The sequence below is a fragment of the Mesorhizobium sp. LNHC209A00 genome (assembly GCF_000502915.1).
Taxonomy (GTDB): Bacteria; Pseudomonadota; Alphaproteobacteria; order Rhizobiales; family Rhizobiaceae; genus Mesorhizobium.
This window is the reverse complement of record NZ_AYWT01000006.1, coordinates 243508-258929: the sequence shown is the minus strand read 5'-3', so window position 1 is coordinate 258929 and position 15422 is coordinate 243508. Positions and strand designations below refer to the sequence as shown.

The 15422-nt window shown below is 62.5% G+C and carries 18 protein-coding genes and 2 pseudogenes; 9 read left to right on the top strand and 11 right to left on the bottom strand.

The genetic code is table 11. From position 1 onward, the window contains the following. Positions 1-6 precede the first annotated feature (6 nt). Positions 7-1326 carry a PRC-barrel domain-containing protein gene (locus X739_RS148845; RefSeq protein WP_023794973.1) on the bottom strand — a complete coding sequence of 440 codons (1320 nt, stop codon included), beginning with the start codon at positions 1324-1326 and terminating at the stop codon, positions 7-9. A 285-nt stretch (positions 1327-1611) separates the two neighbouring features. Between X739_RS148845 and X739_RS148850 the strand changes: the two genes are divergently transcribed. Beyond that, on the top strand, positions 1612-2532 hold the full coding sequence (locus tag X739_RS148850; protein ID WP_023774119.1) for a diacylglycerol kinase family protein: 921 nt from the start codon (positions 1612-1614) through the stop codon (positions 2530-2532). 29 nt (positions 2533-2561) lie between these two features. Here the strand turns inward: X739_RS148850 and X739_RS148855 are convergent, their stop codons facing one another. After that, entirely contained in the window at positions 2562-2762 is a 201-nt protein-coding gene (locus tag X739_RS148855; protein WP_023774118.1) for a hypothetical protein, read from the bottom strand. Positions 2763-2907: 145 nt separating this feature from the next. Here X739_RS148855 and X739_RS148860 point away from each other — a divergent pair, with 145 nt between their 5' ends. Continuing rightward, on the top strand, positions 2908-4440 hold the full coding sequence (locus tag X739_RS148860) for an HWE histidine kinase domain-containing protein (protein WP_023794972.1): 1533 nt from the start codon (positions 2908-2910) through the stop codon (positions 4438-4440). Positions 4441-4463: 23 nt separating this feature from the next. Here the strand turns inward: X739_RS148860 and X739_RS148865 are convergent, their stop codons facing one another. From X739_RS148865 to X739_RS148875, 3 genes are all read right to left on the bottom strand, one after another. Next, on the bottom strand, positions 4464-4940 hold the full coding sequence (locus tag X739_RS148865) for a hypothetical protein (protein WP_023794971.1): 477 nt from the start codon (positions 4938-4940) through the stop codon (positions 4464-4466). A 10-nt stretch (positions 4941-4950) separates the two neighbouring features. Continuing rightward, positions 4951-5277, bottom strand: a complete 327-nt coding sequence (locus tag X739_RS148870; RefSeq protein ID WP_023774115.1) for a DUF883 family protein — start codon at positions 5275-5277, stop codon at positions 4951-4953. A 121-nt stretch (positions 5278-5398) separates the two neighbouring features. Next, positions 5399-6160 carry a Crp/Fnr family transcriptional regulator gene (locus tag X739_RS148875; RefSeq protein ID WP_023774114.1) on the bottom strand — a complete coding sequence of 254 codons (762 nt, stop codon included), beginning with the start codon at positions 6158-6160 and terminating at the stop codon, positions 5399-5401. Between the two features lie 141 nt (positions 6161-6301). On the opposite strand from X739_RS148875, the gene X739_RS12490 reads away from it, so the two are divergent. Next, complete coding sequence (locus X739_RS12490; RefSeq protein ID WP_023794970.1) at positions 6302-6688, top strand: response regulator; 387 nt, start codon at positions 6302-6304, stop codon at positions 6686-6688. Between the two features lie 37 nt (positions 6689-6725). On the opposite strand, the gene X739_RS148880 is transcribed toward X739_RS12490, so the two are convergent. Further along, entirely contained in the window at positions 6726-7277 is a 552-nt protein-coding gene (locus tag X739_RS148880) for a sigma-70 family RNA polymerase sigma factor (RefSeq protein WP_023794969.1), read from the bottom strand. A gap of 3 nt (positions 7278-7280) precedes the next feature. Further along, positions 7281-7484, bottom strand: coding sequence for a NepR family anti-sigma factor (locus tag X739_RS148885; protein WP_023774112.1), 204 nt, complete (start codon positions 7482-7484; stop codon positions 7281-7283). Positions 7485-7700: 216 nt separating this feature from the next. On the opposite strand from X739_RS148885, the gene X739_RS148890 reads away from it, so the two are divergent. The 6 genes from X739_RS148890 to X739_RS148910 all read left to right on the top strand — a co-directional run bounded on the left by X739_RS148890 (position 7701) and on the right by X739_RS148910 (position 11221). After that, positions 7701-8495 (top strand): response regulator, encoded by a 795-nt coding sequence (locus tag X739_RS148890; protein WP_015315397.1) that lies wholly within the window; start codon positions 7701-7703, stop codon positions 8493-8495. A 204-nt stretch (positions 8496-8699) separates the two neighbouring features. Beyond that, positions 8700-8864 carry a DUF1328 domain-containing protein gene (locus X739_RS1000000168120; protein ID WP_010911886.1) on the top strand — a complete coding sequence of 55 codons (165 nt, stop codon included), beginning with the start codon at positions 8700-8702 and terminating at the stop codon, positions 8862-8864. A 186-nt stretch (positions 8865-9050) separates the two neighbouring features. Next, positions 9051-10085 (top strand): sensor histidine kinase, encoded by a 1035-nt coding sequence (locus X739_RS148900; RefSeq protein ID WP_023774111.1) that lies wholly within the window; start codon positions 9051-9053, stop codon positions 10083-10085. A 132-nt stretch (positions 10086-10217) separates the two neighbouring features. Continuing rightward, on the top strand, positions 10218-10391 hold the full coding sequence (locus X739_RS1000000169985) for a hypothetical protein (protein WP_023774110.1): 174 nt from the start codon (positions 10218-10220) through the stop codon (positions 10389-10391). A 176-nt stretch (positions 10392-10567) separates the two neighbouring features. After that, positions 10568-10894, top strand: a complete 327-nt coding sequence (locus tag X739_RS148905) for a hypothetical protein (RefSeq protein WP_023774109.1) — start codon at positions 10568-10570, stop codon at positions 10892-10894. A gap of 81 nt (positions 10895-10975) precedes the next feature. Next, positions 10976-11221 (top strand): YMGG-like glycine zipper-containing protein, encoded by a 246-nt coding sequence (locus tag X739_RS148910; protein WP_015315393.1) that lies wholly within the window; start codon positions 10976-10978, stop codon positions 11219-11221. Between the two features lie 91 nt (positions 11222-11312). Here X739_RS148910 and X739_RS148915 read toward each other — a convergent pair whose 3' ends face one another. From X739_RS148915 to X739_RS0134540, 4 genes and pseudogenes are all read right to left on the bottom strand, one after another. Then, a complete protein-coding gene (locus tag X739_RS148915; protein ID WP_023794968.1) occupies positions 11313-12935 on the bottom strand; it encodes a CHASE domain-containing protein in 1623 nt (540 codons plus the stop codon). A 138-nt stretch (positions 12936-13073) separates the two neighbouring features. Continuing rightward, positions 13074-13898, bottom strand: coding sequence for an ATP-binding cassette domain-containing protein (locus X739_RS148920; protein WP_032924263.1), 825 nt, complete (start codon positions 13896-13898; stop codon positions 13074-13076). Between the two features lie 10 nt (positions 13899-13908). Further along, positions 13909-14445, bottom strand: a pseudogene (locus X739_RS0134545) (sugar ABC transporter permease); the annotation flags it as partial. A gap of 2 nt (positions 14446-14447) precedes the next feature. Further along, positions 14448-15371 (bottom strand): annotated as a pseudogene (locus X739_RS0134540) (sugar ABC transporter permease); the annotation flags it as partial. Positions 15372-15422 lie beyond the last annotated feature (51 nt).

Below are 15422 nucleotides of genomic sequence, written 5' to 3'. Positions count from 1 at the left end.
CGTATCCTACCGGACGATCAGACGCTGCTCGTCGCGCTTCTGAGCGTAGGAGCCTTTATCGTAAGCCGCTTGCTTTTCGAGCTGCTCCTTGGTGAAGGTCGTATAAAGGTACTTCTTGCCGTCCTTGTCGGTCATGAACTTCAAATTGTCCATGCCGACCGCGACCTCCTTCTCGCCAATGCCAAGGAAGCCGCCGACATCGACGATCACGGCGTCGGTCTTCTTGTCTGGGGTCAGCACCACATCGCCGATCTCACCGACCTTGGCGTCGTTGGCGCCATAGACCGTCGTGCCCTTCAGATCGTCGCCCCTGATCTCTCCAACCGGCATCTCGGTAAGCTTGGACTTGTCGATGGCCGCGGTCTGTGTCTGGTCAGGAGCCGTGGCGTCAGCCGGCGCCGCCGCGGTCTTGTTCGCCGGAGCGGCGGCGGGAGCTGTCGTGGCGGACGGCGCGGTTGCCGCGGGTTCATTGGATGCCGTCGTTGCGGGCGCCGGATCATAGGCCTTGCGGTCGAAATCCGGCTGCGCCTGCAGCTCTTCCTTGGTGGTCTGCGCCACCAACCAGCGGTCGCCGTTCTTCTGTGCCCACTTCGCCTTGGCGAAATCATAGGCCACATTCTTCTCGCCCATGCCCAGGAATCCGCCGACGCCAATAATCAGCGACTGCGCCTTGCCTTCCTTGGTCAGCACGATGTCGTTCACATCGCCGATCTTCTGGGCGTCATCGCCGGTGCCGTTGTAGACATTTTCACCGATGATGTTTGTGGCCAGGTTGCCATCAGCCGGTTTGACCGGCTCGGCGTTAGTGGACTGCTGTGCGGTGTCGGTCGACGTGGCCGGCGCCTGTGCGGTCGTCGACGTGGCCGGGGCCTGGGCGTTCGTCGCTGCGGCCGGGGCTGGGGCGTAAGCCTTGCTGTCGAACTCCGGATGCGCCTTCAGTTCGTCCTTCGTCGTCTGCGCTACCAGCCAGCGATCGCCGTTCTTCTCGGCCCATTGCAGCTTGTCGTAGTCGAAGGCGACATTCTTGGTTCCCACGCCAAGGAAACCGCCGACGCCTATGACGACGGATTTCGCCATGCCGTCCTTGTCGAAGACCACGTCGGTGACCTTGCCGATATTTTCGGCATTGTCGCCAGTGCCATTGTAGACGGTTTCGCCGATGATGTTGGTGACGATGCTGCCTTCAGCGCGCGGTACCGGCGCCGTCGCGGCCGGCTCCTGGGCGGCGGGCGGGTTCGCGGGGGCTGGGGTTGCAGCGCTCTGCGCGAAGGCGCCGGTTGCAATCATTGTCGCAAGCGCGGTCGTCGCTAAAAGGGTGCGGATCATGATACTCTCTCCTCGTGCCTGATTTCGTACATGCCGCGCCCGGTTGAGCCCCGCACTGGGGATCGGACGCGACATCTCTGCAGGTTCACAACGTCGTGACCATGCTGTTGTTCCGACAAATCCGCTGTGGCCGAGCCAAATCCCAAGAAGCGGATCTGACCGCCCGTTGCCGAAAACCTGGGGCTGGCCAGAGATTCCGGCCTGCCGGAACCATTCCGGATTTGGCGCGTTTCAGCCGTTGGCTGGGGTACTCCGGCCGGTTAGAACTGAGCAGCGGAGCGGGGCATGAAGTTCGCAGCGGTGCTGAACCGGGACGGCGGCACCTTGCGTACTACCGATCTCGCCGCCTTTTCGGACCGGATGCGTCAGACGCTGGAATCGGCGGGCCACTCTCTCAGCATCGACATTGTTGGCGGCAAGGACGTTGTGGACACCCTCGACAGCGCGGCGTCGCGCCACGCTGTCGACGTCGTGCTCGCCGGAGGCGGTGACGGCACCATCTCGGCCGCGGCCGCCAGGCTGATGGGCAGGAAAAAAGCGCTCGCCATATTGCCGGCCGGCACCATGAACCTGTTTGCGCGGGGCCTTGGTATTCCGCAGTCGCTCGATGCGGCGCTGAAATCCTTCGCCGACGGCGAAATCATCGCGGTCGACATGGCTACGGCCAATGGCCAGCCTTTCGTTCATCAGTTCTCGATCGGCATGCATGCCAAGATGGTGCAACTGCGCCAGGGCATGGAATTCGGCTCACGCCTGGGCAAGATCGGCGCTTCCGCGAAGGCAGCCTGGGCAACGATCAAGAACCCGCCGGCAATGAACGTCACGCTCGGCATCGGTGAAGCGGAGATGACTGCCCGCATATCCGGCCTCGGCGTGACCAACAATCTCTTCGGCGAAGGTCACCTGCCCTATGCCGACAATCCGGCCGGTGGCGTGCTCGGCATTTACGTCACCGTAGCTCAGCAACGCGCCGAACTGGTCAAGTTCTTGTTCAACGTGGCGCGTGGCAAGTGGCGTGACAACGAACATGTCGAAATCCACCAGGCCGACAGGGCGACCCTCAAAATCCATTCCGGCGGCAGGAAGTTCCGCGCCGTCATGGACGGCGAACTGGTCAGGCTCGATCGCGAGACGACGATCGAAATCAAACCTGGAGCGCTCAATGTGCTGGTACCGGCCAGCGTCGCCCAGGTGAAGGCCGCCTGATGCGGTGTGAAGCCATCAAGGTGCTGACTTCAGCCGGAGGGCGCCGGACTGGTGCTCGGCGGCGTGGGGACATGTTGCTCGTCGCTGTTCGGCGCTTTGATCAACACGCCGTATATCTCGGCGACGCCCCAGGCGACGAGCACCAGGAGCAGTCCGGCGATCAGGATTCGGAACCCATGCCAACCCCACCGCCCCTGACGCGCTTTGTTTTCGGGAATGTTCCTGGCCATGGCGGGTCCTCGTCTGGTTTCGCGTCGGCTGACGCGATCGGCAAATCACGCTCGGGTAACGGTCCCTCGCAAGGATGGTTCCGGGTGCAGGGCTGTCTCGGGTCGGCGACGGCAAGGACATCAAGGCAAGGCACGGGAACTTGGTTTGAATAGCAGGGTGGAAACAGCAGCCGGTCTGCCGGCCGAGGTTGCGCGCGCCGTGCAGGACGAGCACCGGCTGGCAGTGCTGCACTGGCTTGAGATGCTGGATACGGCGCCCGACTCGGATTTCGACCGCATCGGCGGCTTTGCCGCCGCTGTGATGCGCGCGCCGATCGCGCTGGTCACGCTTGTCGATCTCGATCGGCAATGGTTCAAATCCTGTTCTGGCATGCAAGAAACACAGATTGCGACAGCCATCTCCTTCTGTGCGCACGCCATCGCCGCTGGCGATGAGCCGATGGTGGTGACGGACGCAGGGGCCGACCAGCGTTTTGACGCCAATCCCTTGGTGACCGGCAAGCATCATGTGCGCTTCTATGCGGGCGTCCCGATCATTGTCGCGGGAGCGCGAATCGGAACCCTGTGCGTCATGCACCGCAAGCCGTGTGCCCACCCGTCCCGGTCCAGGCTCGACCAGTTGAAAACGCTCGCCGGCCTCGCCGGCAGCCTGTTCACCCTGAAGCACGCGACCCGCACTGGCGCTGTCGCCGAAGCCGCGCTCGCGCGTGAGGAAAAGCGGCGCGCCATCGCCCTTGATGCGGCTTCGCTGGCAAGTTGGGCCTGGGACGTCCGCACCGACGTAATCGACTGCGACGTCCGATTGCCGGAATTGTTCAACCTGCCGCGCTCGACACGGTTGCGGGCCCGCGACGTTCTGACGGCCATCGATCCACGCGACGTCTACCAGACCGAAACCAGCTTTCGTGATGCCTTGACCGGCAGTGACGATTATTTTGGCGAATACCGGGTGAAAGGCTTCCATCCACCGCGATGGGTGGCCACGCGCGGCCGTGTCATCGAACGCGATGGCGAGGGCAAGCCGACGCTGATTTTCGGCGTCAACTACGACATTTCGGAACGCAAGCTCGGTGACGAACGGCAACGGCTCTTGCTGCGTGAACTCAACCACCGCGTCAAGAACACGCTGGCGACGGTCCAGGCGCTGGCGACCCAGACCGTGCGCCATGCCCGCCAGCCGAGCGAATTCCTCGAAGCCTTCAGCGCGCGGCTTCAGGCCCTGGGTATCGCCCATGGTCTGCTGTCCGACCGCGAGTGGCGCGGCATTGGCATCCGCGAACTCGTCCAGGTCGAAATCAGACCTTTCGACAGCGCCGCCCAGCCGCGGCTGGCAATCTCGGGCGCCGATCTGTTGCTCTCGCCCGACCAGGCCGTCGGCCTCGGGCTGATTTTGCACGAGCTGGCCAGCAACGCGCTGCAATACGGGTCCCTGTCGGTTGCGTCAGGCAAGGTTGATCTCGACTGGAAAGCGCAAGGCAAGAATGGCGACAGGCGCCTGGTGCTCACCTGGCGCGAAAGCGGCGGTCCTGACGTTGCGCCGCCCGAGCGGCAAGGCTTCGGCTCGATCCTCATCCGGCGCAGTCTGGCCAAGGTGATTTCGAGCGAAGTAACCCACGAATTCCGGCGGGATGGGGTCTTCGCCGAAATATCGATGCCGCTGGAAGATCTGTCGAGATGACGTGAGCATGGCCGCTGGCGCGACTACCCCTCGCCGGCATCCGGGTGGTGGTTGGTGTCGGACTTCACATTCTCGCGGTAGATGGCATAGGCCGCGAGCGCCACGGCCGGACCCACAATAATCCCGAGCCCACCTTTTCCCTTGAGCCCACCTTTGAGCAACGACGGCAGCACAGCGAGCGCGGCCGTAATGCCGATCGCTTTCATGTCGGTCTTGCGCCGCCTAGCCTCGCGGCGGATCCGCGTGCCCGACATCAGCCGATGGATCAAAAGAACGAGGCCCGTGATGACCAGAAAGCCGACACCGAAACCAAGCGCCGCAGCCAGCGATCCGTAGCGGGCCGATGTCCAGATATAGGCCGCGCCAATCAGGAAGCCGATGCCACAGAACGCCGCCAGCGCGGCAAGCGTATAGACGATGGCCGCAGTCCGTGCTCGACGTAAGGCGGCCACGGTTTCGCCCGAGGCGAAACCCGAGAGCAACGATGCCAGCAGTCCCATCTCGGCGGAACTAGCGACGCGTGAGCAGCGCGAACAGGAAGCCGACGCCCGCGGCGATAGCCAGCGACGTCACCGGCTTTTCGCGCACGCTTGCCACCATCTGCGCCTCGATATCCCTGGCGTTACCGCGCAAGCTGTCGAAGGCGGCCTCACCTTGGGCGCGCAACTGGTCGACGCCTTCGGCCGCCGCGCGCCGCGCTGTGCCATAGCCGTGTTCACCGGTCTTGGCCAATTGTTTGGTGAGCTTGTCGATATCGGCCTTCAACTGCCTGATGTCGGCTTCCAGATCCGGATTCGTCCGCGCTTCGTTGGCTGTCTTCCCTGCGACGGTGGCCATTGCTTAACTCCTTGTGATTGCTCGATTTCAAACGCGCCTTGCGTCTCAAGGTTCCGATGTCGGGACAAACTACCCGAAAACCCGGTCACGCGCACCCGATCCGCCCCCGGCAAGGTGCAGGTCAGATCAGCGGCCGACGGCCCTCGGCCAGCCCCTCCCAGCCGGCGAGCTGTTTCAGGCCTTCAATATCGACGACCCCGCAACCGCCGTCGCGCCAGACGATCAGCTGGCGGTCCATCAGCTTGCGGATCGTCTTGTTGGTGTGAACCAACGACAGGCCAAGCGTGTCGGCGATGTGCTGCTGCGTGATCGGTATCTGGATGGACTGCGTGCCGTTCAGGCCCACGACCTTGGCACGGCTGGCGATGAAGGCGACAAGATAAGCGGCGCGTTCGATCGCGCTGCGGCGGCCGACACTGAGCAGGTTCTCGTCCAGCATTCGCTCCTCCCGCGAAGCGATCCAGGTGATGTCGTAGGCGAGGCCCGGATGGTTGCGGTAGATCTCGAGCAGATTGTCGCGTTCGAACACGCAAAGCAGCATTGGCGACAGCGCCTCGACGGAATGCTGCATTTCCCCCATGACGCTACCTTGCAGACCGATGAGATCGCCGGGCATGAGGTAATTGAGGATCTGCCGGCGGCCGTCCTGCAGCAGCTTGTAGCGGAACGCCCAGCCGGACAGCACCGTGTAGAGATGCGCGCTGTGGCTTCCTTCCACGAGGACCGTGGCACCCTTGTCGACCGCGAGTTCTCCCTTCTTGAGCTTGCTGATGAAGGCCAGCTCCGGCTTCTCGAACTCCCGGAACACCGGCAGGGACCTTAACGGGCATCGCTCGCACGGGTATTGACGGCTTGAGGAAGAGCGCCCGGTCTGGCTTGGCATTTCGACCCTCTTGCGAATGCCTGCCGTGAGCAGGTCTGTTTTTGCGCGTTGCCGAGATCGGCCTGTCGGCGGATGTCTTTTTTAAATGACAACACACCAAATTACGATCATGACTCCCGGCGTTTCAAGGAGCAATTGCCTGTGCCCCAATTACTTGATGGATTGCGCATTCTTGTCCTGGAGGATGAATTCCTCATCGCCATGGATGTCGAGCAACTCTGCCGTGACCACGGTGCAGGCGAGGTGGTGGTTGCCCGCGATTTGGCCGAGGTCGACGGCCGGAAGGTCGCGAAGGATTTCGACGCGGCCATTGTCGACCTGATGCTGGGTGGCGCCTCGACGCTTGAATTTGCCGCGGTCCTTCGTGAGACCGGCGTCCCGTTCGTGTTTGCGTCCGGTTACTCCGATGCGGATGAGATCAAGGCGTCCTTCCCGGGGGTGAGGCTGGTCACCAAGCCCTATTCGGGCGAAGACCTCGTCGAAGCCTTGGCGCTGGCCTATGGTCGCGGCTCCCCTGGCCGAGACTGACGCGACACGTCCGAAGCGCCGTTATTCGGCCCTCATTTCAATGCGCGGCCGTCCCCGTGACCTGAGCCGAGATCGCGTCGGGGCCATACTCGTCCTCACCTGAGATTTTCAGGATTTCCTGCAGGCGCGTGCGAGCCCTGCTGACGCGGCTTTTGATCGTTCCGACCGCGCAACCGCAGATTTCGGCGGCCTCATCGTAGGAGAAGCCCGATGCGCCGATGAGGATGATGGCTTCGCGCTGGTCCTCCGGCAATTGCTCGAGCGCACCGCGAAAATCCTTGAGGTCGAGTTGGCCGTGCTGGGCCGGGTGCACTGCAAGCCGGGCCGTCATGATGCCGTCGCTGTCCTGCACCTCGCGGCCGCGCTTGCGCATTTGCGAATAGAACTCATTGCGCAGGATCGTGAAAAGCCATGCCTTGAGGTTGGTGCCGGGCTGGAAGCTTTCATGCTTGTCCCAGGCCTTGACCAACGTTTCCTGAACGAGGTCGTCGGCCTTGTCGGCATTCTGCGTCAGCGACACGGCAAAGGCCCGCAAGCTCGGGATTGCCCCAAGCAGATCGGTCTTGAAGCCTTGGGACACCGCTGCCATGTCCTAGTCCTTCTTCTGTGCGGGTTCGGCCTGTTCCAGTTGGCTGAGCAACTGGGCGAAGCGATCCGGCACATTGTCAGAGACCAGCTCGTCGTAATATTGTTTGAGTTTGCGTCCGATTTCGGAGTTCGGCCCCAACGGGTCGCCAGCACCGTTCCGGCGCCTGCCCGTGACGCCAGCCAGAATATCTTTGGTCATATCCTTCATTTCGCCCTTATATTCCCAGAACTCAAGCCGCTCACAACACAACACAAGGCAAGCGGCACCCTCGTCTGGTTGCCCATCCCGACGTTGAAACGCCATTGCCGCTGATTCGTTCCATACCGGCGGAACTTTTTCAGAAAAGCGGCGTTGTCTTCCACGGGGCTTGCAATCGGCATAGCCCGAATCCGTCCAATGCGTCATCTGAGGGAGACGTCTATTATGAGCTTGTCCGCCACCATCGCTCCGCATCTGCCATTCCTGCGGCGCTTTTCGCGTGCCGTATCCGGATCGCAAGAGAGCGGCGACGCGCTGGTCGCCGCGATGCTGGAGGCTATCATTGCCGATGTCGACATCTTCCCGGAGGCGTCGAGTGACCGGATCGCTCTATACAAGGTTTTCGCCAAGCTCTTCACATCGGTTGCCATCCGCGTTCCGCAAGAGCAGACGCAGGCGGGCTGGGAACAGCGCGCGGCCGCCAATCTCAATGCGATCGCGCCGCTTCCCCGCCAGGCCTTCCTGCTGGTTGCCGTCGAAGGTTTCAGCGAGGACGAGGCGGCCGAGATCCTCGATGTCGGCGACCAGCAATTCTCCGAGCTGCTTGCCCAGGCAAGCAACGAGATTTCCCGTCAGGTGGCGACCGACGTGCTGATCATCGAGGATGAGCCGCTCATTGCCATGGATATAGAGGAGATGGTCGAGAGCCTCGGCCATCGGGTCGTGGGCACGGCGCGTACCCATGCCGAAGCGGTGACGATGTTCGGCAAGACCCGTCCGAAGATGGTGCTCGCCGATATCCAGCTGGCCGACGGCAGCTCGGGCATCGAGGCGGTGAACGAAATCCTGTCGTCAACATCGGTGCCGGTAATCTTCATCACCGCATTTCCCGAGCGTCTGCTGACCGGAGAGCGTCCGGAACCTGCCTTCCTCGTGACCAAGCCGTTCAATCCCGACATGGTGAAGGCGCTGATCAGCCAGGCGCTGTTCTTCGACCGGCAGGCCAAGGCCGCTGCATAAGTCGCGGCCTCGCGAGCCGGACAAGGACATAACAGGCCACTGGGTGCGATGCATTCGGTGGCCTTCTTGACAAGCCGGATCGGCCGCCGGCGAATTTCCAGCCCACGCTAGCGGAACGGTTTGCAAGCATCGCCTTTTTCGGCGAATGGTGGAACAAACCGCATTTACCCACGTTTTTACCGTATCATAGGAAGGAGATGAACCATGCTTTACTGGGCGCTCGTATTTCTCGTCGTGGCGATTATTGCCGGCGCGCTTGGTTTCGGCGGCATCGCCGGCACATCCGCCGGTATCGCGCAAATTCTGTTCTTCATCTTCCTCGCATTCCTGGTCATTTCGCTGTTGGCCGGCCTTTTCAGACGGGCGTGAGCCTGGCGGCTGAATAGAGGAACACTGGAAGCCGCACCCCTCAAACGGTTTCCAGCCACCGCCGGGCGGTGTCCTTTAATGGACACCGTCCGGCGGACCGCTTTAGGAGGGGTGGTTATCCAGATTCATTTGGAACCGATGTGGCAGATGAGCGGTTCAGTCTGAGTTGGGTGGACAGGTTGACCGATGCGCTCGAGGACTTCAAATAGAGAGGAAGGCGCACGGGGCGATGAAGCGATCGCCATGCATCCCGCCGAGAGCGGCATGCAGCTTGGCCGGGCTCTTCTCCACGCGCTCCACAATGCCGGCATTTCCGTCCTCTATCAGGATCGCGAGATGAAGACCGTATGGGCCCGCAACATGCGCGCCCCTTGGGCCTCCGACGATGTCGATGGCAACGGCATTTTGCCGACGGCGCAGACCGACCGCATCGGCGCCGCCAAGCGCGATGTGATCGCGACCGGCAATCCCCAGCGCCTTGAAATCAGTGTCCCGGTCGAGAATGGGGTTCGCTGGTTTCAGATTTGGGTCGACGCGGACCGAGGCGACGATGGCGATGTCCAGGGCGTCGTCACCACCATGGTCGAGACGACCGAGCAAAAGCGGCGCGAACAGACGCTGACGACGCTGCTGCGGGAAGTCAGTCATCGCTCGAAGAACCTCCTGGCGATCATCCAGAGCATCGCGACCCAGACCGGTCGCTATTCCGACGGCATCGGCGACTTCCTGACGCGCTTCCGCGGCCGGCTGCAATCGCTGGCCTCCTCCCAGGATCTGGTGACATCCTCCAATTGGCGAGGGGCAGCCCTTCGTGAACTGGTGGCGGGCCAGGTCGGCCGCTATGGCGCGAACCCGTCGCAAAGTCTCCGTTTTCGCGGCGCCAATCCTTACCTCAATCCCAACGCCGCGCTGCATATCGGGCTGGCGATGCATGAGCTCGCCGTCAACTCGGTGAGTTACGGCGCCCTGTCCCGGCCGGGTGGCTTCGTCGAGGTCACCGCCCAACTCGACGCTGCTGCCACGGGGGAGGTTGCCCTGTCGCTGACATGGGCCGAAACCATAGAAGCCAATCGCGGTGGCGGCGGTCAACGGCGATTCGGCAGCGTCGCGTTGGAGCGGGTGGTGCCGGCATCCCTGAACGGAACCGCGAACCTGGATATCGGCGAGGGTCACCTCGAATATCGCCTTGTCGTGCCGCACAGCAATTTCGAGACGCAGTGAGAGCGTGGCAAACAACGATCCTTAACCGGCTGTTCACCATAAATGGGACTCTGTTTTTGCCAGATGCCGTCGGAACCTGCCCTGCCTTCGGAGATTGTTGGCAGGCTTGAAGCACGGTACGGGAGGAATGTCTTGACGGTTGCCGATATCAACAGATTGGAACAAGCCGCCCGCATTTCGATGGGTGAATTTCTTGATTCCGAACCCTCCGTGGAGGCACTCCCTGCAGGTAGGGGATTGATGAAAGGGATCGTTCTTGCCGCGGCCGCGATCATGGTGCTGGCCCTTTTCTGGCACTTGACCTGATAAAATCAGCCCTCCTCACTGTTCGCGCCAGTCGAAGTCGCCGGGCGGGTCAAAAAGCGCGGCACCTCCAACCGTGAGGAGCCGCGGCTTTCTGCTAACTATTCGCGTAACGCTGTTGGAATGACAGGAACTTTTTGACGATGCCGGCCGTTAATGCGGCCAGAGGAACATTCGTCATGGAACACATAGCCGCGTTGTTACTGGTGATCGGTTGCTCGAACACGATGGCCGAATGTCGGGAATTGCAGGTCCCTGTCAGTGTTTTTGCGACTGCTGACGAATGCACCGCTGAGCGCCCTTTCGCACTGGGCGACGTGCAGGGGCAGGCGCAGCATGTCGTCGCCAAATGCCTCGCGGTCGATCCCGCCTTGGAGGATGACTACGATCAGATTGTCTGGAAGGTGCGGCCAGATGGTAGTCTTGACGCTTCGTTGGCCATATCCAACTTCGTCATGGCATCGAACACGATCCGCCCAGAAAAGGACTACCTTAGCCAACAATAAATGCAGCAGCAAAGGCCGTCATTTCGTGCTAAATGGCTGTTGGAGCTTACCAAAGTGTGGACACAAGTGAGGAGTGACTCTATGCGGAAAATACTTATTGCCATGGTTGCGGTGGTCGCCGTCAGCGGCTGTACCTCGACCGAGCAGGACGTCGTCGGCGGCGGCTTGATCGGCGCGGGTGTGGGTGGGTTGGTCGGCGGCGGCAAGGGTGCCCTGATCGGCGCGGCCGTCGGTGCCGGCTCCGGCCTGCTGGTTCGCAACCTGCGCAACGGCTACTGCCAGTATCGCGACCATCGCGGCCGGATCTACACGGCACGCTGTAACTAATTCAGCGATAACAAGACAAAATCCGGAGGCTCAACGGCCTCCGGATTTTCGTGGCTGGGAGTCTGCCGCTAGGCCCGCTGACGGGTGGGTTTCAGCCGGTCAGTGGAATTTTGATTTCCACCTTGAGGCCATCGGCCCGAAAATCGCGTCTAATCGTGCCGCGCAACTCGCGCGTGACATTGAGATCGATCAGCTTGGTGCCGAATCCCGTCCGCGACGGCGCCTCTACCCTCTTCTTCCCCGCCTCCCGCCAGTTCAGCGCCAACGTCCGCTCGCGCCCGCGCCCTTCCAGCGACCAGTTCACCTTGAGAGCGCCAACGAAATTGCCGGCTTCGCCATATTTCAGCGCATTGGTGGCGAGTTCATGAAAGGTCAGGCCAAGCGCCTGCGTCGTGGTTTCATCGAGCAGCACCTCCGGGCCTGACAGGAGCCCGTCCGGCAGTTCCTTGCCGAACACCTGGCCAAGCTCGATGCGCAGCAGATCGGCAAGGTCGGCTTTCTGCCAGCGCGAGCGCGTCAACATGTCCTGCGAGGCGGCCATCGCCTGCAGTCTGGCCGAGAAGGAAGCGGAAAACTCATTGACGTCGGTTGCCCGCGAAGCCGTCTGCCGCGCGATCGCCAGCACCCTGGTGATGGAGTTCTTGATGCGATGCTTCATCTCCTGCAGCATCAGGTCCTTTTCGAGCAGGCTTTTTTCCATCGTCTCGTGCAAGGCCGACACTGCGTCATAGGCTCGCTCCTGATAGCGCGCCACCAGCGCGATGGCGCCTGCCAGGAGCAGGCCGAACAGCCCCAGCATTACGGGGATGGCGCGCGAAGAGGGCTGCGAGAAGGCGCTGGTTGGCCTGAACAACACGGTCCAAGGGCGTCCCGCCACGGTCATCTTGCGGGTGACCAGCAGCCGGTCTCCCAAGGACGAAGCCGGTGGCGTCTCCGAGCGGAACAACAGATTGTCGCCGTTCACCGCTCCATCATAGATCTCGGTGTTGACTGGCAGCAGCGGCGTACGGCTAAGCGCGATCTGGAACAGGTCCCGGGCCCGAAAGGCCGCATAGAGAAAGCCGGCGGTCGAGGACCGCGATGCGTTGATGACCTCCGGTGCCGTCTCGACGTTGAGCCGCACATAAACCAGGAAGCCCGTGAACGTCTGCGCCACGCCCGTGCCCTGGCCGAGTTGCACCAGCCCGCTCGCATGCTGCTGGTCGTCGGCCATGGCTTTTTCGATCGCCGCACGCCGCACCGGCTCGCTGAACATGTCGTACCCGATGATGGTCTGGTTGGACGGATCGAGCGGCTCGAAAAGCGCGATCGGCGCGCGCCAGGCCTGCGTCGTTTCCGGATAGACCGGATGACTGGCGCCGAAATCGTGGAGGATGTCGCGTTCCACCGCAGCCTCGTCGCCCGTCCTGACCAGCCGCAGGAAGCCGATGCCTCGCAGGCCGGCGAAATTGTTGTCGACATCCAGCGCCTTGAAGAATGCCTTGAACTCGTTCTGGGAAATATCCCCATTGCGCGCGTCGAACAGGGCCTGGGTCGAGCGCAGCAGCGACAGGTGCAGGTCGATACGGCTCTCGATCCGGTTGAGGGCGTCATCGGCCGCCCCTTCGAACTTGATGCGGGCGGCTTCCTGGGTCGCGAAATAAGCGAACCCCGCCATGGTCATGCTGATCAGTGCAACGGCAATGAAGGCGACGATTGGAAAAAGCTTCTTCAACGGATGATGCGGTCCATGAGCAAAACAGACCTTTTATGGGGAAGTCGCCGGGCCAACACAATGGTCAGGCCAAACCATCGTCATCACTGGCATATCACGTGAGCGGCAACGGCGTTGCCCGAGACGGCTTGGCCGGCCTCAGGCGGCGATCCTCAGCGCACCCGGCCCCGGAATAGCACCTGGAGGGCATTTGCCCAGGATGATCATCCCAAGCACCTCGTCCTGCGTGACGTCAGTCGTGCGGGCGGTGCCGACCACCTGGCCGTTCTTCATCACGCAGACACGATCGGCCAGCTCGAACACGTCGTGGATGTCGTGGCTGATCAGGAAGATGCCGATACCGTCGGATTTGAGCTGCCTGACCAATTCGCCGACCTGTGCCGTTTCCTGGGGGCCGAGTGCGGCCGTCGGCTCGTCCATGATCAGGATACGGGCGTTGAACAGGATCGCGCGTGCGATCGCCACCGACTGCCGCTGACCGCCCGACAGCTTGATAACCGGCTCCTTGAAACGCTGGAAGCGGGGATTGAGCCGCCCCATCACCTTGCGCGCCTCGGCCTCCATGGCGACGTCGTCGAGCGTGCCCCAGGCGGTCATCAGCTCGCGGCCGAGGAACAGGTTGGCGGCGGCATCGACGTTGTCGGCCAGCGCCAGCGTCTGGTAGATCGTCTCGATGCCGTATTTCTTCGCGTCGCGCGGGTTGGAGATCGCTGCCTCCTCGCCATTGACGAAGATCTGCCCCGCATCGCGCTTGTAAGCGCCGGACAGGATCTTGATCAGCGTCGACTTGCCGGCGCCGTTATGGCCGAGCAGCGCCACGACCTCCCCGGGGAAAAGATCGATCGAGGCGTCGTCGACGGCACGGATGCCGCCGAAGGCGATCGAGATGTTGCGCATGTCGACCAGCGGCGTGTCAGCGGGCGCGGTTGTGAGGGCCATTACGGGAGCGGTTTTGTCAGCCATGGTCGTGCCCCTAAACCCGCTTGCGATAGACGGTGTCGAGCCAGACGGCGATGACCAGCACGGCGCCGACGACGATGCTCTGCAACGGCGAGTCGACGCCGAGCAGCACCATGCCCGACTGCAGCGACTGCATCAGCAATGCACCGAGCATGGCACCGATGATGGTTCCCGATCCGCCGGCAAGCGAGGTGCCACCGATGACGGCCGCGGCAATGACGAGCAGCTCATCCAATGTTCCCAGCACATTGGTCGACGAGTTCTGCCGGGCCGACGAAATGGCGGCGGCGATCGTGGCCAGCACGCCCATGATCATGAACACCTTCATGGTGATCCAGCGCGTGTTGATGCCGGCGAGATTGGCCGCTTCCGGATTGCCGCCAATGGCAAAGACATAGCGGCCGAAACGGGTGCGGTTGGTGATGAAGGTCATGACCAGACCGACGGCGACCGCCATCAGCACCGGTATGGCGATGCCGTGGGCGATGAACAGCCCACCCTCCGGCACGGAGATGTTGTTGGCGGCCGCGTACCGGTTCACGATCCCGATNCGACGGCGACCGCCATCAGCACCGGTATGGCGACGCCGTGGGCGATGAACAGCCCACCCTCCGGCACGGAGATGTTGTTGGCGGCCGCGTACCGGTTCACGATCCCGATCGGCCATGGATAGGAGTTGGCCAGCCAGACCGCGCCCATGATGACGGCGCAGGTGACGACGCCGTGCAGCGTCTCGGCCCAGATCGGCCGCAGGGGGAAGCGGAAGCGCTTGCGCTGAACCCGCCCGTTGAACAGCGCGAACACGACGGCCAGGCAGGCGACGATGCCCACGACCCAGCTCCAGGTGGCACCGATCGATCCGGTCGGTCCGCCGCCCATCAACTGGAAAGTGGCGTCGAGCGGTGCCACCGTCTGGCCTGACGTGACCCACCAGGCTGCCCCGCGCCAGACCAGCAGGCCACCCAGTGTGACGATGAAGGCCGGCACTTCCAGATAGGCGATGACGAAGCCCTGGAACGCGCCGATCAAAAGCCCGAGCGCCAGACCGATGACCAGTGCCAGGACCCAGATCCATGGGTTGCCGAGTTCAAGTCCCACGAAGCGAACCAGGAAATGCACCTGGGCAAAGCCCATGACCATGCCGATCAGGCCCTCGGCGGAACCGACGGACAGATCGATGTTGCGCATGACGATGACCAGGACCATGCCGCAGGCCATGATGGCGACCGCGGACGTCTGCACCGACAGGTTCCACAGATTGCGTGGCGTGAGGAACGTGCGGCTGTCGAAATCGAGCGGATCGACGCCAAGACGCAGGCTCGAAATCACATGCAGCGCGACCCAGATCAACAGCAGCGCGCCGATCATGCCAAGCATACGGGTATCGATCTCGGTCGCCTTGAGGAACCGGGCGACCGCGCCGAGTTCCGACGCACGCGCCGTATCGGCCCGCGAGGTTGAGGTCGTGTCGGTCATGATGTCCTCCCAGCGGCTTGCCGTCTGACGCGGAGCCGGACCAGAGCCCAG